This is a genomic window from Flavobacterium sp. (assembly GCF_004295795.1).
In the GTDB taxonomy this organism is placed as follows: Bacteria; Bacteroidota; Bacteroidia; order Flavobacteriales; family Flavobacteriaceae; genus Flavobacterium.
This window is the reverse complement of record NZ_SEBR01000002.1, coordinates 115,259-141,397: the sequence shown is the minus strand read 5'-3', so window position 1 is coordinate 141,397 and position 26,139 is coordinate 115,259. Positions and strand designations below refer to the sequence as shown.

At 46.1% G+C, this 26,139-nt stretch carries 22 protein-coding genes; 6 read left to right on the top strand and 16 right to left on the bottom strand.

The window, feature by feature from the left end; genetic code table 11:
- Positions 1-29: 29 nt before the first annotated feature.
- From EOO49_RS01770 to EOO49_RS01755, 4 genes are all read right to left on the bottom strand, one after another.
- A complete protein-coding gene (locus tag EOO49_RS01770; protein ID WP_290842167.1) occupies positions 30-1,169 on the bottom strand; it encodes an acyl-CoA dehydrogenase in 1,140 nt (379 codons plus the stop codon).
- Between the two features lie 15 nt (positions 1,170-1,184).
- Positions 1,185-1,571, bottom strand: coding sequence for a helix-hairpin-helix domain-containing protein (locus tag EOO49_RS01765; RefSeq protein WP_290842392.1), 387 nt, complete (start codon positions 1,569-1,571; stop codon positions 1,185-1,187).
- A gap of 63 nt (positions 1,572-1,634) precedes the next feature.
- The gene (locus tag EOO49_RS01760; protein ID WP_290842166.1) at positions 1,635-2,054 is read right to left on the bottom strand and encodes a hypothetical protein; all 420 of its coding nucleotides are present in this window, start codon (positions 2,052-2,054) and stop codon (positions 1,635-1,637) included.
- A 110-nt stretch (positions 2,055-2,164) separates the two neighbouring features.
- The gene (locus EOO49_RS01755) at positions 2,165-2,407 is read right to left on the bottom strand and encodes a PspC domain-containing protein (protein ID WP_290842165.1); all 243 of its coding nucleotides are present in this window, start codon (positions 2,405-2,407) and stop codon (positions 2,165-2,167) included.
- 36 nt (positions 2,408-2,443) lie between these two features.
- Here EOO49_RS01755 and EOO49_RS01750 point away from each other — a divergent pair, with 36 nt between their 5' ends.
- A complete protein-coding gene (locus EOO49_RS01750) occupies positions 2,444-3,643 on the top strand; it encodes a multiheme c-type cytochrome (RefSeq protein ID WP_290842164.1) in 1,200 nt (399 codons plus the stop codon).
- Here EOO49_RS01750 and EOO49_RS01745 read toward each other — a convergent pair.
- Positions 3,632-4,120: a 3'-5' exonuclease gene (locus EOO49_RS01745; RefSeq protein WP_290842163.1), complete on the bottom strand. Its 489-nt coding sequence runs from the start codon at positions 4,118-4,120 to the stop codon at positions 3,632-3,634. The two genes, EOO49_RS01750 and EOO49_RS01745, sit on opposite strands and share 12 nt — an antisense overlap.
- Positions 4,121-4,179: 59 nt before the next feature.
- Between EOO49_RS01745 and EOO49_RS01740 the strand changes: the two genes are divergently transcribed.
- A complete protein-coding gene (locus EOO49_RS01740) occupies positions 4,180-5,847 on the top strand; it encodes a PNGase F N-terminal domain-containing protein (RefSeq protein ID WP_290842162.1) in 1,668 nt (555 codons plus the stop codon).
- A 257-nt stretch (positions 5,848-6,104) separates the two neighbouring features.
- Here the strand turns inward: EOO49_RS01740 and EOO49_RS01735 are convergent, their stop codons facing one another.
- The 6 genes from EOO49_RS01735 to EOO49_RS01710 all read right to left on the bottom strand — a co-directional run bounded on the left by EOO49_RS01735 (position 6,105) and on the right by EOO49_RS01710 (position 16,581).
- On the bottom strand, positions 6,105-7,466 hold the full coding sequence (locus tag EOO49_RS01735; RefSeq protein WP_290842161.1) for a pyridoxal-phosphate dependent enzyme: 1,362 nt from the start codon (positions 7,464-7,466) through the stop codon (positions 6,105-6,107).
- 449 nt (positions 7,467-7,915) lie between these two features.
- On the bottom strand, positions 7,916-9,907 hold the full coding sequence (locus EOO49_RS01730) for a putative porin (protein ID WP_290842160.1): 1,992 nt from the start codon (positions 9,905-9,907) through the stop codon (positions 7,916-7,918).
- Positions 9,908-10,026: 119 nt separating this feature from the next.
- Complete coding sequence (locus EOO49_RS01725; protein WP_290842159.1) at positions 10,027-11,055, bottom strand: hypothetical protein; 1,029 nt, start codon at positions 11,053-11,055, stop codon at positions 10,027-10,029.
- 14 nt (positions 11,056-11,069) lie between these two features.
- The gene (locus EOO49_RS01720; protein ID WP_290842158.1) at positions 11,070-11,951 is read right to left on the bottom strand and encodes a hypothetical protein; all 882 of its coding nucleotides are present in this window, start codon (positions 11,949-11,951) and stop codon (positions 11,070-11,072) included.
- 12 nt (positions 11,952-11,963) lie between these two features.
- Positions 11,964-13,478, bottom strand: a complete 1,515-nt coding sequence (locus tag EOO49_RS01715; RefSeq protein WP_290842157.1) for a SusD/RagB family nutrient-binding outer membrane lipoprotein — start codon at positions 13,476-13,478, stop codon at positions 11,964-11,966.
- 10 nt (positions 13,479-13,488) lie between these two features.
- Positions 13,489-16,581 carry a SusC/RagA family TonB-linked outer membrane protein gene (locus tag EOO49_RS01710; RefSeq protein WP_290842156.1) on the bottom strand — a complete coding sequence of 1,031 codons (3,093 nt, stop codon included), beginning with the start codon at positions 16,579-16,581 and terminating at the stop codon, positions 13,489-13,491.
- A gap of 197 nt (positions 16,582-16,778) precedes the next feature.
- On the opposite strand from EOO49_RS01710, the gene EOO49_RS01705 reads away from it, so the two are divergent.
- Entirely contained in the window at positions 16,779-17,423 is a 645-nt protein-coding gene (locus EOO49_RS01705) for a ribonuclease HII (protein ID WP_290842155.1), read from the top strand.
- Here EOO49_RS01705 and lipB read toward each other — a convergent pair.
- On the bottom strand, positions 17,341-18,090 hold the full coding sequence (lipB, locus tag EOO49_RS01700) for a lipoyl(octanoyl) transferase LipB (protein WP_290842154.1): 750 nt from the start codon (positions 18,088-18,090) through the stop codon (positions 17,341-17,343). The genes EOO49_RS01705 and lipB overlap by 83 nt on opposite strands.
- Before the next feature lie 158 nt (positions 18,091-18,248).
- Here lipB and lysS point away from each other — a divergent pair, with 158 nt between their 5' ends.
- The 3 genes from lysS to EOO49_RS01685 all read left to right on the top strand — a co-directional run bounded on the left by lysS (position 18,249) and on the right by EOO49_RS01685 (position 21,031).
- The gene (gene lysS / locus EOO49_RS01695) at positions 18,249-19,949 is read left to right on the top strand and encodes a lysine--tRNA ligase (RefSeq protein ID WP_290842153.1); all 1,701 of its coding nucleotides are present in this window, start codon (positions 18,249-18,251) and stop codon (positions 19,947-19,949) included.
- Between the two features lie 199 nt (positions 19,950-20,148).
- Positions 20,149-20,625, top strand: coding sequence for a hypothetical protein (locus EOO49_RS01690; RefSeq protein ID WP_290842152.1), 477 nt, complete (start codon positions 20,149-20,151; stop codon positions 20,623-20,625).
- 79 nt (positions 20,626-20,704) lie between these two features.
- Positions 20,705-21,031: a hypothetical protein gene (locus tag EOO49_RS01685; protein WP_290842151.1), complete on the top strand. Its 327-nt coding sequence runs from the start codon at positions 20,705-20,707 to the stop codon at positions 21,029-21,031.
- A gap of 68 nt (positions 21,032-21,099) precedes the next feature.
- On the opposite strand, the gene hemL is transcribed toward EOO49_RS01685, so the two are convergent.
- From hemL to EOO49_RS01665, 4 genes are read right to left on the bottom strand one after another with little or no spacing between them, the layout of a single operon-like run.
- A complete protein-coding gene (gene hemL, locus EOO49_RS01680; protein ID WP_290842150.1) occupies positions 21,100-22,386 on the bottom strand; it encodes a glutamate-1-semialdehyde 2,1-aminomutase in 1,287 nt (428 codons plus the stop codon).
- A 1-nt stretch (position 22,387) separates the two neighbouring features.
- Positions 22,388-23,287, bottom strand: a complete 900-nt coding sequence (locus EOO49_RS01675) for a glucosaminidase domain-containing protein (protein WP_290842149.1) — start codon at positions 23,285-23,287, stop codon at positions 22,388-22,390.
- Positions 23,280-24,167, bottom strand: coding sequence for a 1-aminocyclopropane-1-carboxylate deaminase/D-cysteine desulfhydrase (locus EOO49_RS01670; protein ID WP_290842390.1), 888 nt, complete (start codon positions 24,165-24,167; stop codon positions 23,280-23,282). Before EOO49_RS01670 ends, EOO49_RS01675 begins: the two co-directional genes overlap by 8 nt.
- A 52-nt stretch (positions 24,168-24,219) precedes the next feature.
- Entirely contained in the window at positions 24,220-26,043 is a 1,824-nt protein-coding gene (locus EOO49_RS01665; RefSeq protein ID WP_290842148.1) for a T9SS type A sorting domain-containing protein, read from the bottom strand.
- Positions 26,044-26,139 lie beyond the last annotated feature (96 nt).

Below are 26,139 nucleotides of genomic sequence, written 5' to 3'. Positions count from 1 at the left end.
TATAGTCCATCAGTCTATTATCTATAATCTCATTTCAATAGATTTCGCGAAATTACCAACTTTTGGATTTCAGTCGTGCCTTCGCCAATCGTGCAAAGTTTTGAGTCGCGATAGAATTTCTCTACCGGAAAATCTTTTGTGTAACCGTATCCACCGTGAATTTGGACAGCTTCGTTTGAAACGCGAACGCAAACTTCCGACGAATACATTTTCGCCATCGCGCCCGCGGTCGTAACCGGTTTTTTGTTGTTCTTGAGATGCGCCGCCTTGTGCAGCAAAAGTTCCGAAGCCTCAATTTCGGTTGCCATATCGGCCAACTTGAACGAAATGCCCTGGAATTCGCTGATCGGTTTCCCAAATTGGTGGCGTTCTTTGGAATATTTCAAAGCGGCTTCGAAAGCGCCTTTCGCGATGCCAAGCGACAACGCTCCGATAGAAATCCGGCCGCCGTCGAGAATCGCCAAAGCCTGTTTGAAGCCCTCGCCTACTTTACCCAAACGATTTTCGTCCGGAATGCGGCAATTGTCAAAAATGAGTTCGGCCGTCTCACTGGCGCGCATTCCCAATTTGTTCTCTTTTTTCCCCGATGAAAAACCAGGCGTCCCTTTCTCGATCACGAAAGCGGTCATGCCGTTCGAATCGCCTTTCTCTCCCGTTCTGGTAATCACCACTGCGACATCTCCCGAAATCGCATGCGTAATAAAATTCTTGGCTCCGTTCAAAACCCAGTGATCACCGTCTTTCACGGCGGTCGTGTTCATTCCGCCCGCGTCCGAACCTGTGTTGTGCTCGGTCAATCCCCAAGCGCCAATCCATTGTCCTTTTGCGAGCTTCGGAATCCAGCGCAATTTTTGCTCTTCATTTCCGAAAGTCAGGATGTGGTTTGTACAAAGCGAGTTATGCGCCGCCACCGACAATCCGATAGACGGATCGACTTTCGAGATTTCCTCGACAACGGTGATGTATTCGTGATAACCCAAGCCCGAACCGCCTAATTCTTCGGGAACCAAAACGCCCATGTAACCCATTTCGCCAAGTTGGTGAAAAAGTGCTACCGGAAAGGTTTGGGCCTCGTCCCATTCCATGATGTGCGGACGGATGTGCTGTTCGGCAAAATCGCGTATGGAATCCGCTATCATCGATTCGGTCTCAATAAAATCGTAGTTCATATTTGGTTGTATTTTTTAATATTCCAAATATAAACTAATTATTTTTACATTTTCAACAGGAAAGTCGGTGATTTCTACCAATTCATCAGAATTTGTGATTTTTCCTTTCATTGACCGATGCGTCACTATCGCCTTGGCAACTTTATATCGGAAGTAAGGAAAAGCCGCGAGTTCCTTTAGCGAAGCCTCATTGATATTGATCTTTTTGACCGAAGGAACGCGCATCACCAAAAACCTTTCGGCAAGTTTCGCGACGACTTCATCAGACAAACCCCAAACGTCTTTCATCTGATCCATCGAAACGAATCCGCCAAGCAATTCCTTTTGCTTGAGAATCCTTTCGGATAAAGCATCGCCGATTCCGTAAACCGCGACCAATTGTTCTTTCGTGGCTTCGTTTATGTCAGATTTGACAATAGGCTTTCTATCGAACTTTGTGTCGGAATAAAAATTGCCGTGCGATTTCTATCGGTTCACCCAATCCGGAAATTTGAACCAAGGCGAAATCTTGGCCAACAACGTGTCGTGAACTTTCGTAACGCTCTGAAATTCCTGGACTGAATTTACGAATTTGCCTTCCTTGCGAAAAGCCAGCAACCGATCGATTTCGGCCAATGTCATGCCTAGCCGATAGCCTTTGTAATCGGTAATGAAATTCGGATTGAATTTGTAGTTGATTCCATTGCTGGACTTCGCGGCCAAACGCGCCGAATCGATTTCGCGTTGCAAAGCCAGCCACTTTTGAGCTTCCGTATCCGGGATTTTTTCAGGCGTAAAATCGGCAAACAGACAAAAAACCTGTGCGATGATGATCAGAATGGCAAGCGAACCGATAGCGATTTGCTGCGACCTCGTGAAGTCGAGGCGAGTGAGGATTGATTTCATTTTGGCGGATAATTAATTTATATGGCATGTAAAAAAGATAATAGCTGATAGACGGATAGACAATAGACGCAGCGACCAACGAACAACAGACTTCCTACCTAATTTGGCCCTCAGAGATCAAAAACCGAACTCCGTTTGGCGCGAACCAAATCCTTGAGTCTGATCCAAAATGCTAATGTCAGATAGACTCCAAACCAAAGTCCGGCGGTCACGAACGAGATGTAAATGAAAAACAGTCTTACGCTCGTGGCACGCATTCCGAGTCTGTCGGCGAGTCGGGAGGAAACCTGAAAGCCGTATTTCTCGAAAAAATACTTGATCTTTAGAACGATTGGCGTCTTTTGATTTTCCACACTCTAAAAGTACGTTTTTTGGATATATTTACAACGATGAAAAACCACAGATTTTTATTCCTTTTGGCTTTCGCGCTTTTGCTTGTTTCTTGTAAAGACGAGGAGAAAGCCTATTTCGATCCGCGTGGTACCGACTATGCCGGAGCCGAAAGCTGCGCGAAATGCCACACCGACATTGCGCACTACAGCGCGACGACATCTCACGTCAAGGCGACTGCGCCCGCGAATCTGGCGAGTGTCTTGGGAAGTTTCAAATCTGGCAAAAATGAATTCGTCTACGGAAGTGACTCCAAAATCACCTTGGAGCAAAAAGGCGACAGTTTATTCCAGACGTGGCACAAAAACGGGAAAGTCGTGACTTCGCATCCGTTTGACATCGTCTTTGGCGGAAAAAACGCGCAGACCGCGGTTTACTGGAAAAACGGAAACACTTTCGAGTTGCCGGTTTCTTTCTATCATTCGGCAAACGGTTGGGGAACAAGTCCGGGATTTTCACCTACCGAACCCAATTTCGACCGAAAAATCCTCAAGGATTGTTACGGCTGCCACAGCTCGAACGTCAGAAATACCGATCCGAATGCCAGTTCCGACAAACGGAATTTCCTGCAACAGGACATCCAGGACATCATCGTCAAAGAGAAGATCATTTTCGGGATCGACTGCGAACGCTGCCACGGACCGGCCAAAAAACACGTCGATTACCACACTGAATTTCCCGACGTGAAGGTTTCCCAGTACATCAAAAGTTTCAAAAGTCTTAGCAAACAACAAAAACTCGAGGCTTGTTCCATTTGCCATTCCGGAAACGACGGTTTCAAGATGAAGTCGCGATTCGATTTCAAGCCTGGCGATGTCCTGACCGATTATTACCGTCCGATGGGAAATGCCGAAGTCGACGTGCATGGCAACCAATACGGCATGCTTACGCAAAGCAAGTGCTTCACGAAAAGCACCAATTTCGACTGTACGACTTGTCACGATCCGCATTCAGATGCGCCGCGCGATCCGGAATTCTACGCAAGAATCTGCTCGAGTTGTCACGCCTATCCGACGCATTCCAAAAAGACTTTGGCCGAAAATTCGGTTCAGGACATGCAATTCAAATGCGTCGAATGCCACATGCCCAAACGGGATTCGCGCGCGATCACTTTCTACACGGCTTTCAATTCGCCTTTGCACAGTTACCAACTCCGCACGCACAAGATTGCGGTTTATCCTAAGAAATCAGCGAAGTAAATACAGTTTGGCGCAAGCTCTCGCATCTGACAAAGCTTCGTGGTGATTGAGCTGGATGCCGTGCCTGTCAGAGCAAGCTTTGAGATTAAAGGGTTTGTAACCTTTGGCGCGATAGATTTTGGCCGTGCATTCCCAACGATCGGAGATTTCGAGTTCGTCGTAGTACAAGCCGTAATATTTCATGGTTCTGGACAGCACATTTCGGTCAAAAGATTCGTTGTGCGCGACGATCGTTCTCCCAAAAATTCGTTTGTGGATCTCGGGGAAAATCCCATCGAAAGTCTTCACCTGCAAGGTCTGCACAGGTTTGATGCCGTGAACCATGATGTTGCGATACCAATATTCGTTGTTTGGCGGTTGGATCAACGTGTGGAATTCGTCTACGATAACGCCGTTCTCGACAGTCACGATGCCAACGGCACATGCGCTTTCAAAATGTCCGGTCGCGGTTTCGAAATCTATTGCGGTAAAGGTCATGGGTAAATTTTGGATTCGCAAGATACGATGCTATCTTTGCTTTCGACCAAACGTTCGCCATGAAAAAATATTTCGTTTCGCTGCTGATTTTACTGTCGGTTGCAGCCTTTGCCCAAAAGAAATCCCAAGAGTTAAAAGTGACGTATTTGCGTTCGTCAAACGGAAAACTTCTCGAAAACCAAGAACCTATCCTTGTTTTTGCATCCGATGCCACAATCTTGGTTTCGAACGACAGAATACTATCGGGCAAAGCCGATATCCCAAATGAAAACATGCGAATAGACGTAAAAGCGAAACAAGTGTTCCAGATGGCGCAAATCGGAAAAAACAGATTCATCGGAACAAAAGACTCGACTTCGATCGCTTCACAAAAACTCGAATTGCTGCCCGACACCAAAAAACTTTTGGGCTACAATTGCAAAAAAGCCAAGACGGTAATCAATTCGAACACGATTGAAATCTGGTATACGACCGAAGCCGGCGTTTTCGGCGCACCATCTTCCTTGGGAATTTCGCTTGGATTGGTTTTGGAAACGGTTCGCAACGGAAACTTCGTCGTATCGGCCACGAAAATCGAAAAGGTCAAGAACAAAAACCTAAAGAACATTTCTACCTACAAATTCGTCGACGCTTTGACCTATCGTGATCTGGTATGGAAAAGCCGATTCACCACGATCGAGGTTTTCAAAAAGGAAATCGTAAACTTCGGAGGCGACCAGAAATCGAACGACAGCATTTTGCGGTTCGCCAACGGAACTATCGTCGTCAAAAAGGTAAAATTTCCCGAAATCAAAAGCGGAAGCCAAGTTTTTGTTGACGTAACCGAACAATCGAACGGCGATGCTTATGACAGAACGGGCTCGGTTTTCGTGATTCCGACCGACGCAAAACTATCTTTTCTCGACGGATTGAACAATGGAAAAGAGAAACTTCCGGTTTACGAAAACGGAAACGGCAAACATTACCAAGGTGTCACCAAAACCGATGATTACGAACCGTTGCTCGAACTAATGCGCTTTTTCACGCCTTTCGGAGTGAGTCAATACAATACTTTAAAGCTGAAAAACAAGGTTTGGCAAGACAGTGTTATGTATCGGCAGGATATTTCCGATTTTATTCCGAGGTTGAGCAACAAAGAAGTCTACATCGGACTCAACATAGGAAATTATGACAAAGGCGGACACAAAGCCAGCGTGAACATTACGATCCACAAGGAAGAAATCGCCAAACCCGAAACGGTCGCGCTCCCGATTTTCAACACGAATAATGTCATGGAAATGGCCGGACAGGAATACGGCACGATGTTCAGCAAACCGAAAGGCCTCGAAGTCAAATTCAAGCTCGACCTAAAGATCAAAAACGCCAAACTGCGCTATATCACGACCGGTCACGGCGGATGGGAAAATGGAGACGAATTCGTCCCGAAACAAAATTCCATCTACCTCGACGGAAAACTCGCTTTCGCCTTCACGCCGTGGCGCACCGACTGCGGCTCTTACCGATTGAGCAATCCGGCGTCCGGCAATTTCGAGAACGGTCTTTCTTCATCTGATTACAGCCGCTCGAATTGGTGCCCGGGCACGACGACGAATCCGGTTTGGATCGATTTGGGCGATTTGGACGCTGGCGAACACACGATTGCCATTGACATTCCGCTTGGTGCTAGCGAAGGCACGAGTTTCAGCGCCTGGAATGTTTCGGGGGTTTTGGTTGGGGTAAAACAATAATTGAAAAATTCCAATAATCAAATTCCAAATTCCAAAGCTGTTGTTCAGGACTTTCTCAAAGCTTCGCTTTGCTCAGTTGCTTCACATGCTTTGAAAAAAATGGCTAGAAACGAAAAACTCCGAACATTACGTCCGGAGTTTTTGTTTTTTAATTTCTCCCTTTTGGAAGCCCGAGGCAAAACCGAAGGTTTAAGCCGAGTTTTTCACGATCCTACTTGGAATTTGGTCCCGATAGCTATCGGGATGGAATTTGGAAATTATTTTATGGAACCAATGATATCATACTTGGTCACGATATGATGACGTCCATCGGCCAATTCGACAAGAACGGCCTGATTTTCCTTCGTGATCAATTTTGAGATCGCTTCTACCGATGTTCCGGCTTTCACGATTGGATAAGGTTTTCCCATGACTTCGCGCAACGGTCTTTCGGCTGTGTTTTTGTCTTCAATATAACTTTGGAACAAGTCTGTTTCGTCTACCGAACCCACGAAGCCGTTGATGTCGATTACCGGAATTTGGGAAATCTTGTACTTGCGCATGCGTTCGATGGCGTGAGAAACCAATTCTTCGGTTCTGGCCACGACTAGCGGCTTGTCTATATGGTCTTTGATCAGGTCTTCGGCTTTGGCGATATCTTCTTCGAGGAATCCGCGCTCGCGCATCCAGTCGTCGTTGAACATTTTGCCTACGTAACGGCTTCCCGAATCGTGGAAAAGTACGACCACGACATCGTCCGGACCAAAGTGTTCTTTTAGTTGCAACACGCCTTTGATCGCGGCTCCGGCAGAGTTTCCTACGAAAATACCTTCTTCGAGCGCCAATCTGCGTGTGTAAACCGCCGCGTCTTTGTCAGTGACTTTCGTGAAACCGTCGATCAACGAGAAGTCGACGTTCTTTGGAAGAATGTCTTCGCCGATTCCTTCAGTGATATACGAATAGATTTCGTTTTCGTCGAAGATGCCGGTTTCGTGGTATTTCTTGAAAACCGATCCGTAAGTATCGACGCCCCAAATTTTGACGTTCGGGTTTCTTTCCTTGATGTATTTCGCGACCCCTGAAATCGTTCCGCCCGTTCCTACCCCGACGATGAAATGCGTGATCTTGCCATCGGTCTGTTCCCAGATCTCAGGTCCGGTTTGCTCATAGTGCGCTTGTGTGTTCGACATATTGTCGTATTGGTTCACATACCACGCGTTTGGCGTTTCTTCGGCAAGTCGTTTTGAAACCGAATAGTAAGAACGCGGATCTGTCGGTTCGACGTCTGTTGGACAAACCACGACTTTCGCCCCGACGGCGCGCAAGATGTCCATTTTTTCTTTGGACTGCTTGTCGGTGATCACGCACACGAGTTTGTAGCCTTTCACGATCGCTCCTAGCGCCAAACCCATTCCTGTGTTGCCCGACGTTCCTTCGATAATCGTTCCTCCCGGTTGGAGTCTTCCGTCGGCTTCGGCGTCTTCAATCATTTTCACGGCCATTCTATCCTTGACTGAATTGCCTGGATTGAACGTTTCGACTTTCGCCAGAACCAGCGCATCGATGCCTTTGATGACTTTGTTGAGTTTTACCATGGGCGTGTTGCCGATGGTTCCCAATATATTTTCTGCGTATTTCATTGTTGGATATTTGATTGCGGACTTTTGGCGTGAACCGAAAGTAGGGCGCAAAGGTAGGAATTAGTTTCGAGGATTGGAATTGGGCTAAAACGATTTCGGGAAACGACTTCTGCTGACGATCGCGTTCGCGGGAACGGATTGCTTGAGGGATGCTGGCATTGTCTAAGCTCTTTTTGCCGACATAAGATTTGTTGCTGCATGAACTTTACCGGCAAAAAAGCGAGTGCCCGCAGCCCGACGGCGGCTTTAAATAAGTAGCAGAAGCAGACGCAGTAGCAGAAAACCGGAAACGATTGCAGTCGCGGCGATAAAAAGCGAGACAAAGACAGAAGTATGTAAAAAGCTAAAACGAGAAACGTCAATTGTGCGGCAATCGTTATGCGTTACAAAACCTGCTTTCTGCAACTGCTACTGCTACTGAAACCGGCCGCCGGCACGCCCCAAAAATCCTACTTGAAGAAGTTCCACTCCATCCCTATGCGGAACAGGAAGTCGCGGTACGGATAATTGGGTGCGGTCAGGTAATTGTTGCCCGTCCAGGCCGCGTTGAAATGCTCTGCCTTAAAGTAGATTCGCGCGGTTTTGATTCGCATGTCGAGGAAGAAATCGAGCATTGGAAAGCCTCCGATTTCCTTTTGGTTCTGCACGAAAAATTCTCCAATGACCGGATTGTAGTCGTTTCCGTAATACTTCGTGAAATAGTTGAAGGTGACGCCAGTCTGGATGAAAAGTGCCTTTCGGAAGTAGGCGTCCTGAAAGTATAGCGTGTTTCTGGTGACGAACTTCGGAACGTTGAGAATGTCGTCTTGCTGATCGACTTGCTGGTACAAAAAGGTGTTGTCGAGACCGAACTTTCCGACTTTGATTTCCTTTCCGATTTTGACCGAAAAATACTTGATGTCGTTTCCGTATTGGAAAGGCTTTACGATCAAAGTGTCTGAAGTTGTCGTGTTGGCGAAATACAACATGTCTTTGTAGGACGAAATTTGTGCCGATGCCGTGCACCACTGCGTATCGGCCTTTATGTTGATGCTGTTGATCTTTTCGTTCTTGAAGGAATTCGTCCAGACGTAACCTTTGTAAGAACTTTGGTTAAGGTTGTAGATCGCATCGGGGATTTTGCTCATTCGCTCGTACTGGAAAGACACGACGTTTTTGTCGTTGAACCTGTATCGCACGCGGCCTTGGATATTCGACAACGATTGGTTCGTGAGCGATTGGGAGACGAGTGCGTTGGCTGTCCATTTGTCTTTTCGGTATTCGTATTCGCCTCCGAAAGACTGGATTTCATCTGACAGCGAACCTGTGTTGGGTTGCGCGCTGTTCAGGATGACGCGATCGAAGTAATAATTGTATCTGTAGTCTTCGAGAAATCCTTTGAATTTACCCAATGTCTTGTTTTCGTAAACCGCTCCGACCTTATTGTACATGCGGTTGTAATGCGTTTGGTCGTTGATCGATCCGGCGCGATAGGATTCTCCGTACCGTTGGATTTGCGTAGTGGCGTCGACGACCGTCAAAAGATTGGTTTGGTTGTATTGGAAGAACTTGTTCTCGTAATTGAATTGGTGTGTGATGTGCAGGTTGTTTTGGGCGTCATTTCCGTTTACGCGGAAACTGTGGTCGAGAAAAAGGCGCTTTCCTCTTTCGAAAGATTGGGCGTCGCGAGAGTATACGTTGAAACGCAATCTATTGTCGTAACGTGGATTTCCGTCTTCGAAGTCAGCGATGTTGACGACGCCTCCGTTTTCTCCGTTGAGAAAATCGAAGGACATAAAATGGAAATTGACCATGTAGCGTCTCGATTCGGTGTGGTAGCTTGTCGTGAAGCGGAAGTTTCCGGTACTCGTGACCTGATTGATGAACTTTCCGTCAGATCGCAGTCCTTTGTAGGCAATCGAGAAATTGAGTTGTGGTGAAATGTTCGCGCTGACAAAAGCGTCGACATTCTGGCCGCGTTCCATTACCGACTTGAAATAGAGTTCCGTAAATGGAGTTGCCATCGAATAGTAGCGGATGTCCTCGGCTGAGAGTAACGGAAATTCTTTGGCCGTATGTCCGAAGCCTGGATAAGGATTGAACTTCTTGAGTCCGAAGTCGAGTGTTTGGTAGGTTTGTCCTTCGTTGGCAAAAGGCAAAAGCCCGAAGATGTCTTTTCGCAGGTAGTTGTGCCTGTACTCATCGTGAATAGTGAGCGAAGTGTCTACGTAAGTGGTATCGCGGTCGAGCGTGACGATCCTGTACATGTCGATTGTCGCCTTTGGAGCTTCGGTTTTCGCATTCGGATCTGATGGTGTATTTGGACTGCCTTTTGGAGCGCCTCCGGATTGCGGCTTTGGATTTTGGGTTTTGGCCGGTTGTGTGGCCGGCACGACAATATCGTCCTGCGCGTTGGCAAACAATCCGACAAATAGAAACAGAAACGACAAGAATATCTTCATAGCCTGGGAATAGGCACAAAAATAAACAAAGTGGTGTTATAATTTTCCAAAAGAAACAAAACCCATAAAACAAAAAGGCCATCCTTTCGGACGGCCTTTTTTATCGCTTATTACACTGATTAGTGTTTTCTAGCTTTGATTTTAGCAATGATTTGCTGTTTTAGACTGGCGCCACGGCCTGAACCAAGAACTTCGTTTGTGTTGAAATCTCTTACTGTGTAAGTTGTTCCGACTTTCTCGATAAGGACGATTGGAATAGCTCCGTCAGGATTACCTTCCTCAATTCCTCCGACCGTATACGACCAAACGTTATCGAGGTTGTAAACTGTTTTGAAAGCTCCTGGTCTTCCCATTTCTACGAAAGCCTTGAAGTTGATCTCACCACTTTTCGGTGGTGTAGGACCGTCTGCAGTGTAGAAACTTGGTACCAATAGATATTCTCCGTCTGGATCTGTTCCCAAAAGAGTCAAACTCTCTGGACAATCTGTGTAAGAAACCGCTTGGTAATCAAGTCCTGGCCATGTATACAATTCCAAATCGAAATCGAAATCGCAATAGGCGTGCGTTGCGTCGTCGTCTCCTGCATATTCACCTGCAACCAAAGTTCCGTAGTAGTCAGCATTGGTTTGAGACCAATCGAAATTAGCTATGAAGTCGTCAGTTACCGTATTGTTAACTGTCAACGTGAAGAACTCTGATCCTTCGGCAACTTTACCTTTAGCGTTACCGTCTCCGTAGAATCTGATGTTGAATGTCTCAGCTCCTTCTGCTTCAAGATCTACAATCGGAACGATCGTGAACGTATATGAAGTTGTGTAAGCCGGCATAACGATTTGATATCCAAGAGCACCGAAACCAGCACCAACTTCGATTTCAATACCTTCTGCAGAAGACAAGTCGCGGAAACCGCCCGTGCTTCCAGCCAACACCTCAAACTTGAACTCCATAGGATCGCTGATCGCTTTGTCTGAAGTAAGTGTAACGGTGATGGTGTCACCTTCTGATACAGTCGTTGCAGATAGGCCAGTTGTTATTACTGGTTTCTCAACTCGTGTAGAAAGTGTTTTGTCATCGTCATCGCTACAAGAAGCCAAAGAAGCTACGAGTGCGGCGGCGAAAAGAAATTTATATCCAAAGATTTTTCTCATTTTTCCAGATTTAATTAGTTGTTTCTAGTGTAAGTACTTGTAACGGTCACGAAACCGGTAGCACCACCATAATTAGCTTTGTAGCGAATCTTGAATTGGTTGTCGCTAATAACGGCACCTTCAAGGCCAGCGTAATCACCCGAATCCATAGGAACACCTACAACCTCGTTAGGGTAAACCCCTTGGAACAAACCTTGTGATGGCACTGTGATTTCTCCACACAATACGTTGAAGTAAAACCCTTGTCCTGTACCGATTTGGTTAGGAGTCAAAGTGGCAGTGTTTTGCGTAAGGAAGTAGTTCGTACTCACCTCAGTGATCGTTTGGTTCACTTGATTCAATACACTTCCTGTAGATTCTCTAACTGTTGCGACAGAGTAAGTACCGGCCAAATCAGCCTGACATCCTACGAAGTTAACCGTGAAAGTACTGTTGTTTTGAGAAACGATCCCGTCTGCACCAGTTACGCCAGTAAGCTTGATGACAAGAGTAGTTTTCACTTCAAGGTCCAAACAACAAGTGTTGACAAGGATGGGGAAGTTTACGAAATCCTGACCGGCAGGAATAGTCAACTGTCCGGAGTTATCCAAAAAGTCAAATTCAGTTCCTTCAGTAGCTGTACTTCCTGTTCCGGTTGCAGCGTCAAACGGTACAATTTCGTAGTTTACGACCAATGGAGTATCTGACGGATTTCCGGCATTACCACCAATCAAAACAACAGGAAACTGTCTTTGAACTGCTCCTTCGTCGGCAAAGTAGCTATAAGAAACAGCCGCTTCTGGGAAACCAACTATAAAATCGGTACTTGGTTGAAGATTCGGCCCTTGGCTCAAATCATCGTCTGTACATGCAATGGCCGCTGCCATTACGAATGCTAATGCTAATAACTTTTTCATATTGTTCAATTTTTATTGTTCGACAAACCAAAATGGCCCTTCAGTAAAGATTTGGTTCAAAGTCAATACCGGAACGTTTGCTGAATTACCTACCAATTCTGAAGTCGGGTAAAGCAATCTTCTCATCTTGTTAGGTTGCGTAGGTGAAATTCCACCAGGAACACCTGTACCTGCCAAAGGAACCTGATCGATAAGACCAGTACGAGTATACTCGATGAATACCTCCATAGCGTTAACTCCAGTCATGGAAACATTCTTCTGCCACATGATAGCAGCGATGTTCTGATCTAGCGTGAAACCAGGATTATAACCTTTTCCAGCTTCGTTAGCCATTTGAGCGAGGTAAGTTCCAGGATTCGTTACACCCAATTGCGTGAAAGAGGAAGTAACACCAGCTGTAAACAATGCACTGACGTTTCCTGGCAAGAAACCGCGAAGTGCAGCTTCAGCCTGTAGCAAATAACTTTCTGAAGCGAGCATCATGTATCCGTCCTGAGCAGGCGAAGAAAGAACGCCAGGCCCAAGTTGCGAGATATTCAATGGAGCAGTTCCTCCGTTATTTTGCGAACGGTCTCCCTGAAGAACTCCAGAAACGTTGCCTCCAACCAAACCAGTCCAAATACGGCCTCTGCGAGGATCCGGCAAAGAAGAAAGATTCAAATTGTCAGCGAAATATTTTGACGCACCGTACTGGCGATAGATTGCCGTTACCGTACCATCGATGTTGTAGAACAAATTGTACCAAGGGTTAACTTGTCCTGTTTCACCATTCGAGTATCCAGGGTTGATAGTCACGTCTTCAGTAACGAAAGTAGCACTTGCCAATTCGCTGAATTCCTGTGCCAAATAACCATCGCTATCCGGAAGTTCCGATTGACGCAAAAGAATACGCAACTTCAAAGTGTTTGCGAAAACCTTCCACTTGGCCATATCTCCTTGGAAAATGACATCTTCATTACCAACAGCGATAGTCGTGCTAACCGGATTGTCGATAGTGTTGATAGCATCTTCAATCTGAACAACCAAGTCACGGTAAACCGCCATATCGTCATCGTAAGCAGGCGTTAGGTTGTCACTTCCTTTATGAGCTTCAGTGTAAGGAATGTCTCCGTACAAATCGACCAAGTACTGAAAGTAGAAAGACTTAAGGATCTTCGCGATTGCCTTGTGGTTTTCATAGTTTGCAGCCGGATGCTCGATGATATTGGTCAAGTTGACCGTACTTGTGTAAAGTCCGTCCCAAATACCTGAATACGTATTATTGGTAAGAGCCAACGAAAACTCTTCCGGGTTTGTGACCGCAAAAGCGTTAACGTTGAATCCCCAGTTGTTCAGGAATAAGTTACCAAAAATATTTCCGGTACGCGATAAAGTTCTGTAAGGACCTGTTTCCGCAGCCGCCAAAGATAGATTTGGAGTGATTTGCTCTCCTGTCGGGTTATTCACAGGAGCATTTACATCCAGATAGTCATCACAAGAAAACATTGTGAGAGCTAATGCCGGAATAAGATATTTAAGTTTTTTCATTGCTTTTTTTTTAGAATGTTACGTTAACCGCAAAACCGAATGTTCTGGTTAGTGGATATTGTCCAACAGCAGCAAGACCTGCGGCGTTACCAGTAGTGTTTGATTGCTCTGGGTCGCTGTAGTTACGGTTTTCTTTTGGAAGAACCATAAATGGATTACGTGCATTTACACTAAGTCTCAATTGAGTCAAGCCAAGACGCTCCAAAGTTTCCGGTTGGAATGAATAAGCAAGTGACAATTCGCGAACTTTGAATGCCGTTGCGTCCAATACGAAGTTTTCTGCAGTTTCTGCATACTCATCTTGGTAGTACGACAAATAGCTTCCGTAAGTTGTTCCTCCTGTAAGAACGCTAGTATTGGCAACATAATTACCTGAACCGTCGTCGTAAGAAGAGTTAGGGAATACGAAACCTGTACGACCTGTCAAAGCTGAGTCATACAAGTGACCTGACCAAGACAACCATTGTTTTGAACCTGACCAGAACTGGTGACCTGTTCTGTAGTCCATTGTCGCAGAAATAGCAAACCCTTTGTATTGGATAGATGTGTTGTAGTTCAAGATATAATCAGGAGTTGATTTACCAAGTTTAATATACTCAGTAGTTTTTACCGGATTTCCTGTTGTAGGATCGATAATTACACGTCCTTGATCATCGCGCTCGTAGCCGATACCTTTGATGAGTGGAAACTCTTCTCCTTCTTCAGCAAAAATTCCGATACCACCAGATGTTGCGAAGTTCTGAAGCGATACAGATGAAGTCTGGTCAGAAACCTTATCGACTTTCATGATAGCTCTAGAGTAGCCCAAACGGTTTGTCCAAGTAATACCCAAGTTTCCGAAATCTTCTTTTCTGATTGGAGTGAAGCCCAAATCGATCTCACCACCAGTTGTGTGAGCTCTACCGATGTTAACACCCAAAGATGTCAAACCAGAAGCGAATGAAGGAGTGATGTTCGTGATCAAATCCTTATTGTCTGAACGGAAGTAAGCAGCATCAAGCGTAATTCTACCGTTAAGGAATTCCAAATTGATACCAATCTCTTTGTTGGTGTAGAATTCAGGATTGATATACTGGAATACTGCGCTTGACGATTGTACGAAAGAGTTCAAATCTCCAAAAGCATATCCTGTACCTTGAACATATTGCTCAAAAATCTGACCGTAACCAACGAATGAATTTCCTCCAGTCTTTGTGATGTTAGCATAGATCTTCGCGCGATTCAATACTTTGTTGTCTTTCAACCCTTCAAATAGTTGAGTAGGGACGAATGAAAGACCCGCAGAAGGATAAAAGAAACTGTTGTTGCTTGTATCCAATACTGAAACCCAGTCGTTACGAGCTGTAGCGTTCAAGAAGATCCACTCACCGTAGTTCAAGTCAAGGTTACCGAATACAGAAGCAGCTCTGTCGCGTTGACGTAGGTTGCTTGCACGTGGAATACCTGTAACGTTAGATACGTTGTAAACTCCAGGAACAGTAAGGTTATCGCCACCAACAGCAGAAATACTGTAGTAGTTATCTCTGATGTTATTACCGACGTTCAAAACCATGTTCAACTTCTCAGTCAAATTGTATTTGAAGTTAACGATAAAGTCAGCATAGATATTTCTGGCCATAGTGTTCTGAGTATCAAAAGAAGATACTGTAGTTTGGTCACCACCTCCAACTTGAAGCAAGTCTGTGTAAGCGTTTGTGTAGCTCAAAGCGTCAGTTTGAAGCTGAACTACGTTGAAAGTGTAACGGGCATCGATATTGTCATTGAACTTGTAACCCAAATCCATTTGACCTCTAAAACGGTCACTACGACCTTCGTTGCGGATGTTCTCACGAGACCAATAAGGGCTGTTGTAGTAAGAAGTCCAGTGATACTGGTTGAACGGACTTGAGAATCTTTCCACAGGAATATTCGTTGCAGCTTGCAAAAGCTCACTGTAAAGAGCAGCCGAAGTAGTCTCTGTCTTTTGAGTAGTATAACTCGCGTTACCTTCAACAGTCCATTTACCAAGTTTTTTACCAGCTCTGAAGATAAATGCGTTTCTCTTAAGCTCGTCGCCCGCAACTACGAAATCTGTAGATTGACGGTTAGCCATGAAGTTAGCATACCCATTCTCAAGATTACCACCTGAAATCGCCAAGTTAGTCTGGGCAATAGTACCAGTTTGGAAGAATTCCTTGATGTTGTCTTTAATAGAACGGTAAGGAGTAGTAACATAAGTACCATCAGCCTGCATCAAACCAGTTGCGCGTGGCACACCGTCAAATTCAGCACCCCAAGCACCATTTTCATAGTTCACGTGTTGTCCGCTCCATCCTTGACCGTAACGACGTTGACGCTGAGGAACAAAAGAAACCTCTTCAAAGTCAATAGACGATCCGATTTGAACAACAGGTTTAGAGCCTTTAGCACCACGCTTAGTAGTCACGATGATAACACCGTTACCACCTTGCTGACCGTAAAGAGCCGCACCTTGAGCACCTTTGATTACGTTAACGCTCTCAATCATATCCGGCGGCAAAGCAGAATATGCGGCGATTGAAGAAACAGCGTTATCGATAACGACAAGCGCTTCGTTACTACCTGACAAAGAGCGGTTACCACGAAGGACCACACGAGTCGAAGAGTTCACACTTGTACTGGTAGTGTTAATCTGCAAACCAGAAACTTTACCTACCAACGCCAAAACAGCGTTCGGCTGAGCTGCTTTCGTAAGTTCGTCATTTTTGACAACCTGTTGGGAAGCAGTTTGCGCATCGGCTTTTTTCTGAAGACCCAAAGCACCGGTAATTAGAACCTCTCCGAGAGTAATTCCTCCTTCAGCAAGCTTTTGGTTGATTGTGCTGCCAGCACCAACTTTCACTTCTGAATCGGCCATACCGACGAAAGAGAAAACAAGGGTTTGCCCTTGATTAACCTGAATGGAATACTTACCATCCACGTCAGTTTGAACGCCGGCTTTAGTTTCTTTAACCACGACGTTCGCACCAGGTAGTGGCCCCGAAGCATCCGAAACCGTACCTGTGACAGTTTTCCCCTGAGCGAAAGAAAGCTGTACTGTTAACGCTACAAGTAGCGTAAAAATCCATTTAAACTTCGATCTCATATTAAATTTATTTGAGTTAGTTATTCCGCAAACTTCACAATTATTTCTTAATAAAACAAATATTACTTCGGATTAACATTGTTTTTTTTCAACGAAAAGACTGCAAACAGTAACATTTCTGCAAATAACTATGACATAGATGCGCCTATTTCGAAAAGGTTGCGTCATTTTCCTATTTTTGCTGAAATTTTAATTTAATGTTAATCAAAAGGTTTTCAGAACATTTACACGAAGCCGGAACAGACGAAGCCGGAAGAGGTTGCCTGTCCGGACCGGTAACAGCTGCAGCGGTAATTTTACCTGACAACTTTAACAATGAGCTGCTTAATGATTCAAAGCAGTTAACCGAAAAACAACGCCAATATCTTCGCCCGTTGATTGAAGACAAAGCGGTTTGCTTTTCGGTAACGCATTTGGATCACGCGGTCATCGATGAGATAAATATCCTGAACGCTTCCATAAAGGCCATGCAGGAATGCATCCTGAAACTCATTCCCGAGCCCTTACATATTATAGTAGATGGAAATCGATTCAAAAAGGTTGGAAACATCCCACACAATTGTATCGTAAAAGGCGACAGCAAATATTTGAGCATTGCCGCAGCTTCTGTTTTGGCCAAGACGTATCGGGACGACCACATGGAAATGCTGCACGAGGAATTCCCGATGTACAACTGGAAGCAGAACAAAGGTTATCCGACGTTGGAACACCGGCAAGCCATCCGCGAGCACGGAACAACACCTTACCACAGAATGTCATTTAGGCTTTTGCCCGATCAGCTGGAGTTGGATTTTGAAGAAGATCTGAGTTTTGAAGGACTTCGGCTGAAAATAACGCACTGAAGTGTTTGAGGATTTTCGATTTCACTTCCTCGATCGGAACTTCGGCCACGCCCAATTCCACATTTAACGAAGCCACCCCTTTCCCGCGGATGCCGCACGGAATGATGTTGTCGAAATAACCAAGATCGGCATTGACGTTCAACGCGAATCCATGCATCGTCACCCAACGCGAGGCACGAACTCCGAAAGCACAGATTTTTCTCGCGAAGGGCGTACCGACACCAAGCCAGACTCCGGTTTCTCCTTCGCTCCTACCGCTTTCAAGTCCGTATTCAGCCAAAGTCAAAATAATGGTTTCCTCAAGAAGCCGAAGGTATTTATGGATATCCGTAAAGAAGTTTTCAAGATCGAGAATCGGATAACCCACGATTTGTCCCGGACCGTGATACGTGATGTCGCCGCCGCGGTTGATTTTGTAGAAAGTCGCGCCCTTCGCCTCGAGCTGGGATTCATCCAGCAACAAATTGGTCAAATCGCCGCTTTTCCCCAAAGTATAGACGTGCGGATGTTCCACATACAAAAAGTAATTCGGCGTTTCGACAGTTTCGCCTTCGTTTTTATTCCGAAGTTTCCTGTCGACGATACCTTGAAACAACGATTCCTGAAACGCCCAGGTTTCCTTGTAATCCTTTTGCCCCAAATCCTCAAAAACGACTTTCTTGTTCATGCTGCAAAGTTAAGCACAAAACCCACATTTTTATCCTTACCGTTTCATGCCGACTTTGTGAGTTTACGACTTTGGCCGTCCGACTTTTGCCGTGCGACTTTCTGCTTTCGACTTTCGACCCAAATTCCTATCTTTGCGCCCTAAAAATCACACGCACAATGGCATTATCAGAACAGGAAATATTGCGTCGCGAGGCTTTGGCCGAATTGCGCAGGATGGGCATCGAGCCTTATCCGGCCGAACAATACCACGTGACCGCGCTTTCCAAACAGATCCAGCAAGATTTCGAGTCTTACGAAGGAAAAGAAGTTACCCTGGCGGGACGCCTCATGGGCAAACGCATCATGGGAAAAGCCTCTTTTGCCGAACTCAAGGATTCCGAAGGACGCATCCAGGTCTATATTTCGCGTGATGATATTTCGAACGACGAAGAAAAAACGGCCTATAACGTCCTGTTCAAGAAATTGCTCGACATTGGCGATTTCATCGGCGTGACCGGCAAAGTTTTCAAAACCCAGGTTGGCGAGATTTCGGTTCACGTGACTTCGCTCAAGTTTTTGGCCAAGGCGCTTCGTCCGCTTCCGGTTGTAAAAGTCGATGCCGACGGTAAAACCCATGACGCTTTCGCGGATGCGGAACAACGCTACAGAAGACGTTACGTCGATTTGACCGTGAACGATCACGTCAAGGAAACCTTCATCAAACGGACAAAACTGTTCAATGCGATGCGTACTTTCTTTAACGACCGCGGTTACCTCGAGGTCGAAACGCCTATTTTGCAACCTATTCCGGGAGGCGCATCGGCACGACCTTTCGTCACGCACCACAATTCGCTTGACATACCTTTATATATGCGTATCGCCAACGAGCTGTATCTGAAGCGTTTGATCGTTGGCGGATTCGACGGCGTATACGAATTTTCGAAAAATTTCCGAAATGAAGGCATGGACAGAACCCACAATCCGGAGTTCACGGCCATGGAAATCTATGTTTCGTACAAAGACTACAATTGGATGATGGATTTCTCCGAACAATTGCTCGAGTACTGCGCGATTGCCGTAAACGGAACATCCAAAGCCCAATTCGGCGAGTACGAAGTCGACTTCAAAGCGCCTTATGCCAGAGTCACGATGACAGACGCCATCATCAAATACACAGGTTTCGACATTTCGGGAAAATCAGAAGCTGAATTGTTCGAAGCTGCAAAAGGAATGGGAATCGAAGTTGACGATACGATGGGCAAAGGAAAACTCATCGACGAGATTTTCGGGGCCAAATGCGAAGGCAATTTCATCCAACCGACTTTCATTACAGATTATCCCAAAGAAATGTCGCCACTTTGCAAAGCGCACCGCGACAATCCGGAATTGACCGAACGTTTTGAGTTGATGGTCTGCGGAAAAGAAATCGCCAATGCCTATTCGGAATTGAACGATCCGATCGACCAAAGAGAGCGTTTCGAGGCGCAACTCGAACTGGCTGCTCGCGGAGACGACGAAGCCGGGGAATTCATAGACAACGACTTCCTGCGCGCCCTTGAATACGGAATGCCTCCAACGTCTGGAATGGGAATCGGAATGGACAGATTGATCATGTTCCTGACCGACAACGCCTCGATCCAGGAAGTTTTGTTCTTCCCGCAAATGCGTCCGGAGAAAAAAGCCGTCCAGTTGACAGACGAGGAAAAACTCGTATCGGAAATACTCAAAACTGCGAAATCACTCGCTCTGGACGCTTTGAAAACCCAAGCCGGTTTGAGCGGAAAGAAATGGGACGCGGCCATGAAAGGCTTGTCGAAACACGGATTGGTAAAAGTCGTTGTGGAAGGCGATACCAAAACCGTCGTTTTCCAACAATAATATTCTCAGGAATACGGACAGCGTCCGATGGAAATTGTAACGATTTTCATCGGACGCTTCTATTTTTACAATTGCCAGGATTCCATCTGAACAAAAATTCCCGAAAGTTCTTTCTGTTAACGGAAGCACAAATATCCGCTTGACGTTAAACCCTTTGCGTCGCCTCCTGTCAAATAGCCAAACTTTAAAACCGAAGAACATGAAAAATGTAATTATGGCCGCTTTGCTCCTTGTGGGAACAATCGGATTCAGCCAGGAACAAAAAGAGCGCGATCACAAACGCGGACAAAGAGTAGAATTGATATCGGAACAAAAAAGCGATCTTCGTCTCAAACGAATGACACTTGAACTCGATTTGACGGCTTCCCAACAAAAGGAAATGAAGAAAATCATAGCCGATCAGCAGGCCAAACGCAATGAGGCGAAGGCGAAAATGCAGCAAAACCGCGACAGTAAGACGAAACCTACCGCAGACGAGATTTACGCCATGCAAAGCAACAAACTCGATTTCCAGATCGAGCAGCGAGCCAGGATGAAAAAATTGCTGAACGACGACCAATTCGCAAAATGGGACAAAGGCAGCAGGGAACGCAAATCGCATTTCCGCCACGACGGCCCGAAACATTTCGAAAAAGGCCCGAGACAACACAAAAAAGGTGCTGAACCACAGGAATAAAACGCGAAAATAAATTTTGCCCTTTGAATTTATTCCGTTAGATTTGGAATCTATTTTTCACAAAAAACCAAATTCCAAAATGAAAAAAATAATCGCTGTTTTCGCTTTCATGCTTGCTTTTACGGTAAGCGCACAGGCTCAGGACAAGAAAACCTCTCCACAATCGAAAGGTCGCCAAGAAGCTGTCGAACTTGTGGATTATCTCAAACTGACAAGCACTGATCTTGAGAATTTCACGAGACTTTTCCAATCCAAGCACGAAATGCTTGCAGATCCAAACGTTTCTGCCGGGAAAAAGAAAGAGATTTCTGTAATCATGGAGAAAAAGATCGAAGGAAGCATCGACGGAAACCAGCTACAGAAGTTGCAGGCCAACAAAGAGCTTTGGGCAAAATTGACGCACTGATCCAAGTTCATCCGAAATAAAAAATCCCGCTTTCATGGCGGGATTTTTGTTTTTATAAGTTTCCGATTTTACAGCGTTTGGGCAACTTCGCCTGCAGCCTGAATCGTCTTGTCGAGATCTTCGTAAGTCAAGGCGTCGCACAAAAACCAGGTTTCGTAAGCCGATGGCGCGATGTAGACGCCTTTTTCCAAAAGTCCGTGGAAGAACTTTTTGAAACTTTCGTTGTCGCCTTTTGCCGCCGATTGGAAATCATGAACCGGGTTGGCATCAAAGTGAACCGAAATCATAGACCCGACGCGATTTATGGTGTATTCGATTCCATTTTCAGACAATACTTTCCGAAGTCCGTTCTCGAGATATGCCGTTTTTTGCTCCAAGCGCGCGAACAATTCCGGGTCTTCGTCGATTGCCTGCAACATCGCATAACCCGCGGCCATTGCCAACGGATTTCCGGACAACGTCCCGGCTTGGTAAACCGGCCCGATCGGAGCTAGATAATCCATGATTTCAGTTCTGGCTGCAAACGCGCCAACTGGCAGTCCGCCGCCAATTACTTTCCCGAAACAGACGATATCGGCTTTGATTCCGAACAGTTGTTGCGCCCCGCCTTTCGCCAATCGGAAACCCGTCATGACTTCGTCGAACACCAACAGGATTCCGTTTTCGTCGCACAATTTTCTCATTCCTTGCAAAAATTCTGCTTTCGGCGGAATGCAGCCCATGTTTCCCGCAACCGGTTCGATGATGATGCAGGCGATTTCATCCGGATTCTGCGAAATGATGTCCGAAACGTTTTCCAAGTCGTTGTAACGCGCTAAAATCGTATCTTTTGCCGTTCCAGCCGTTACGCCTGGACTATTTGGAGTCCCGAATGTGATCGCACCGCTTCCGGCCGCGATCAGGAACGAATCCGAATGCCCGTGGTAACAACCCGAAAACTTGATGATCTTGTCTCGTTTAGTGAAGCCGCGAGCGAGTCTTACCGCGCTCATACAAGCTTCGGTTCCGGAATTCACGAACCGTATCTTATCGATATTCGGAACCATGCTCACCGCCAATTTCGCGATTTTGGTTTCGAGTTCCGTCGGGGTGCCGAAAGAGGTTCCAAGTTTGGTTTTTTCTATGATGGCATCAACCACGGGCTGGAACGCGTGCCCAAGCAAAGTCGGTCCCCAGGAATTGATGTAGTCGATGTAAGTGCGTCCGTCTTCATCTGTCAAATAAGCGCCTTTAGCACTTTTCATGAAAATCGGATTCCCGCCAACAGCGCGAAAAGCCCGAACCGGAGAATTCACTCCGCCGGGAATAACCTGTTCAGCCTCTAAAAAAAGTTGGCTGCTACGTTGGTAAAGCATTTTATTTTATTTTGAGATTCTGGCCTATCGAAATGGCGTTGTCTGCCAAGCTGTTCAAGCGCTTGAGTTCGTCGACCGAAAGATTGAATTTTTTGGAAATCGAGTACAAAGTGTCGCCTTTGGAAACCGTGTAGTAGCCTTCGGAATTGTCTGCAATAGAGTTCGAAGTCGATACAGGCATTACCGGAGCGACCTGTCTTGGCGGCGCGACATAATCACGTCCCAAAACGACCGCATCGTGCCTTGTCAGTTCAAACCTTTCGATCAAACCGATGAGTTTGTCCGGATATTTCGGATCTGTTGCGTAACCGGCCGCTTTCAAACCTCTCGCCCACCCTTTGTAATCGTCTTTGTCGAGTTCGAAAAGTGCGGCATAACGGCTTCTTCCGGTTAAGAAAAGCGCGTGATCGCGATAAGATTCAGATGGATCGGAATATTTTCGGAAACACTCTTGTGCCGAATCGTCGTCGTGCCTTACACTTTCGCCTGTCCAATCCTTGTGGCATTTGATTCCGAAGTGATTGTTCGCCGATGTGCTGAGCGCGCCGGTTCCCGCTCCGGATTCCAGAATTCCCTGAGCCAAAATGATGCTCGCCGGAATGCCGTACTGCGACATATTGCCTTGAGCGACGCCTTTATAGCGGTCGATGTAAGCATAAATCATGTCATTTGTGACCTTGACCCGCGAAACCGCTTCGAGTGTTTGCGTCTCGCTTCCTGATCCAGAATTGGTTCTTGTATTTTCAGGCGTGCGCGTCACGGGTCTTGTCGTGCGTGGCTTGCGGGTTTGCACCGTACTTTGACCTTTGCGGTAGACAGGGCGTGAACTTGTGGTTTGTTTTTTCGATCCGCAGCTCGCCAACAGTAAAATGGTTAAAAGAAACAGGATTTTCTTAGCCATGTTCAATAATATGTAGGTTTTTATTCTTCAATCTTTTGTTCATTCCTGGAATTCCCTGGAGTCCGCCGGTGTGGATAGCGAGAATTCTGGAGCCGGATTCGAAACGACCTTTTGCGATGAGATCCTCGATTCCGAAAAGCATCTTCCCAGTATAAACGGGGTCGAGCTGCATTTTATTTTCGGTGGCAAACCGATTTATGAAATCGATGAGTTCCGAATTGACTTTTCCGTATCCGCCAAAATGATAATCGGACGTGATTTCCCAATTGTCTTTGTTCGCAAATTCGACTATCGGATCAAATTCTGAAACGCCCTTCAACGATGAAAACCCGATAATTCGCTGCCTCTCATCCGAAGCATTTATCAAACCCGCAAGCGTTCCGCCCGTTCCGACAGCGCAGCAAATATAGTCAAACTCAAGATCTTCGCCCGTCAGAATTTCTTCACAGCCTTTTACCGCGAGCGCGTTCGTCCCGCCTTCAGGCAAAATGTAAATGTCGCCGAACCTCGATTTCAGTGACTCGAGAAACGCTGGTTCGTCTTTACTGCGATAAATTTCCCTGTTGATAAACTCGAATTTCATGCCTTGCGCCTGCGCGGATGCAAGTGTCGGATTTTCGGAAATTTTCGATTCAAGTTCGTCTCCGCGAATGATTCCGACAGTTTCAAAACCGAATTCGTTTCCCGCCGATGCAACTGCCGCGATATGATTCGAAAACGCGCCTCCAAAAGTGAGCAATGTTTTCTTGCCTTGCAATTTCGCCTGTTCGAGATTGTACTTGAGCTTTCGGAATTTGTTTCCGGAAATCGTCTCGTGCAGTAAGTCTTCGCGCTTGACGAAAAGTTGCACATCTGAAAAACTTCGTATTTGCTGATTCAGGCTCACGCGCCAAAAATACCCATAAAAAAAGCAGCCCGTAAGCTGCTTTCTGTTAATTGTTGGTCCTGAAAACCGATATCTTTTGCCCTATGTCGCGATTGTCGGCCGTTACGACCTTGACGATATAAACTGCCTCGCTCAAGCCGTCGCTTGGGAATTGGTATTCGCCCAGCGCTCCGAGTTTCGATTTGCTCATCACCATCCGTCCGTTCATGTCGTAAACGAAAACGTCCTTGATCTCAAAATGGTTCGGGTTGGAAATCTTGATCTGTTGTTTCGGGTTGTCCTGAACGATCGTGAAGCTGTTTGCGTTCAAGGTTGGCGTTCCGAGTGCATTTTCCGTAAAGGTAAGCTCGAAACGATCGACGTTTGTTCCGGCAGGCATCGTCACTTCGTATACCGCGTTCGTGATCTCGAAATATGTTCCGTTCAACTTGTCGTGCACATAAACGTGTTGTGCACCACTGAAATTGATCATTTCGTTCATCGTGATCTGGAAAGTGGCCTGGGCATTGTTCCTAAGCCCTAGCGGAACTGTTTTATTGATGTTGAAATCGATTACTGAAATCAGATATTCGCCTCCAGGCATCGCAAAAAACATGTCAACTGCATTTGAATCGCCCGAAGCCGCGTCCATGGCGTGATCGACTCCATCGGTCGCCGCCGGATCAAAGCCCAACACCAAGCTTCTGACTCCGTGCCCGACCTTAGCCGACAAACGGATTTGAGGCACTGGCGCAGTACTTACGGTCGTGTAATCGAAGCCGGCCACATTCGGTATTTCTGGCAGATAGCCGTTTTGAGTTGAAGTAGTTGAAAGTCCGCCAAGATTCGCAGGCCTTTCGAATTGCGACAACGACGGCGCTTCTTTTTGGAAAACGCGGTATTGGTTGCGCATCGTGACCGTTCCATTGGCGCTTCCTACTATCATGAAACCTTGTCCTACCGGCGAAAAATATCTTGAATAACTTCCTCCGGTGCCCGTTGGACCCGGAATCAATGTTCCCGTGATGTCGTATTTGTAGAAAACCGCAGGAACGTAAATTCCCGGTCCGTTTTGCGTTACCGGAGAGTAAGCCCCGTAACCGCCGGAGTATCCGACGAGCAAATGCGTGTTCAACGTTTTGTCCTGTTCCCAGAAATAAGCGATTCCGGTAGAACTTGTCGCATCCCACAAAAACTGCGAAAGATTTATCGCCGATGGATACGGATTTCCGGTGAGTGTCCACTGATCGGTTGCGACGCTGATGTTGATATTGCCGTCATTCGGTTTGCCGCGAAAATCATAGCGCTGATTCGCTCCCGGGTTGTTTTGCACGCCCTGGACAGTCGTTCCGTCAGTACCGGCAGTGCCTTTCATTGTAAAGCCCTGACCCGCGCCAAGCGTCGAAGCCGCATTGACGGCAACCCATTGCGAATAGTTGTTTGACGTTATGAATTTGTATATCCAATATTGCGAAATAGCAAGCGGATTGGATTGCCCGTTCGTATTGTTTGGCGCGAGAATGGTCGCCGGATTACTCGTGATCAAGCCCGTAGGTTGGTTCAGCATCGTAATTCCAAAGTTCTCATTCCCGACTGTTGCAGAAGAATTTCCTACAGGAGAACACCAGTAATTGTACTCGAAATTATCGACAGTGCCTTCCTGAAAAACCGAAAGTTTTCCCGCACCGGCATTGGTAGAAGCGCCATTGACACCCTGAAGCAACTGGGAGCCGTTTCTAAGATATAGATTGCCGTTATTTTGCAGATTGACACCTTGTCTTACATAAATGAACTGATCATTCGAATAGACATAGCTGTTTGGACTTACGTACAATTGGGCACACAATCCGGCCGACAACAATAATGCTAAAATCGTAATTGTCCTTTTCATAGGTGAAAATTTTCACTAAAGTAAGTATTAGTTATTAAAAATCAGTATCTTCCACTACATTTTCTTCTGCACTGCCCCAATTTTTACCTTCATCGA

What these genes read in the sequence shown, in the direction of transcription:
- EOO49_RS01710 (WP_290842156.1), bottom strand. Translation starts at nt 16,581, where the DNA reads ATGAGATCGAAGTTTAAATGGATTTTTACGCTACTTGTAGCGTTAACA.
- EOO49_RS01685 (WP_290842151.1), top strand. Translation starts at nt 20,705, where the DNA reads ATGAAAAAAATAATCGCTGTTTTCGCTTTCATGCTTGCTTTTACGGTA.
- EOO49_RS01750 (WP_290842164.1), top strand. Translation starts at nt 2,444, where the DNA reads ATGAAAAACCACAGATTTTTATTCCTTTTGGCTTTCGCGCTTTTGCTT.
- EOO49_RS01665 (WP_290842148.1), bottom strand. Translation starts at nt 26,043, where the DNA reads ATGAAAAGGACAATTACGATTTTAGCATTATTGTTGTCGGCCGGATTG.
- EOO49_RS01690 (WP_290842152.1), top strand. Translation starts at nt 20,149, where the DNA reads ATGAAAAATGTAATTATGGCCGCTTTGCTCCTTGTGGGAACAATCGGA.
- EOO49_RS01760 (WP_290842166.1), bottom strand. Translation starts at nt 2,054, where the DNA reads ATGAAATCAATCCTCACTCGCCTCGACTTCACGAGGTCGCAGCAAATC.
- lysS (WP_290842153.1), top strand. Translation starts at nt 18,249, where the DNA reads ATGGCATTATCAGAACAGGAAATATTGCGTCGCGAGGCTTTGGCCGAA.
- EOO49_RS01720 (WP_290842158.1), bottom strand. Translation starts at nt 11,951, where the DNA reads ATGAAAAAGTTATTAGCATTAGCATTCGTAATGGCAGCGGCCATTGCA.
- EOO49_RS01770 (WP_290842167.1), bottom strand. Translation starts at nt 1,169, where the DNA reads ATGAACTACGATTTTATTGAGACCGAATCGATGATAGCGGATTCCATA.
- lipB (WP_290842154.1), bottom strand. Translation starts at nt 18,090, where the DNA reads ATGAACAAGAAAGTCGTTTTTGAGGATTTGGGGCAAAAGGATTACAAG.
- EOO49_RS01675 (WP_290842149.1), bottom strand. Translation starts at nt 23,287, where the DNA reads ATGGCTAAGAAAATCCTGTTTCTTTTAACCATTTTACTGTTGGCGAGC.
- EOO49_RS01745 (WP_290842163.1), bottom strand. Translation starts at nt 4,120, where the DNA reads ATGACCTTTACCGCAATAGATTTCGAAACCGCGACCGGACATTTTGAA.
- EOO49_RS01705 (WP_290842155.1), top strand. Translation starts at nt 16,779, where the DNA reads ATGTTAATCAAAAGGTTTTCAGAACATTTACACGAAGCCGGAACAGAC.
- EOO49_RS01715 (WP_290842157.1), bottom strand. Translation starts at nt 13,478, where the DNA reads ATGAAAAAACTTAAATATCTTATTCCGGCATTAGCTCTCACAATGTTT.
- hemL (WP_290842150.1), bottom strand. Translation starts at nt 22,386, where the DNA reads ATGCTTTACCAACGTAGCAGCCAACTTTTTTTAGAGGCTGAACAGGTT.
- EOO49_RS01730 (WP_290842160.1), bottom strand. Translation starts at nt 9,907, where the DNA reads ATGAAGATATTCTTGTCGTTTCTGTTTCTATTTGTCGGATTGTTTGCC.
- EOO49_RS01735 (WP_290842161.1), bottom strand. Translation starts at nt 7,466, where the DNA reads ATGAAATACGCAGAAAATATATTGGGAACCATCGGCAACACGCCCATG.
- EOO49_RS01725 (WP_290842159.1), bottom strand. Translation starts at nt 11,055, where the DNA reads ATGAGAAAAATCTTTGGATATAAATTTCTTTTCGCCGCCGCACTCGTA.
- EOO49_RS01740 (WP_290842162.1), top strand. Translation starts at nt 4,180, where the DNA reads ATGAAAAAATATTTCGTTTCGCTGCTGATTTTACTGTCGGTTGCAGCC.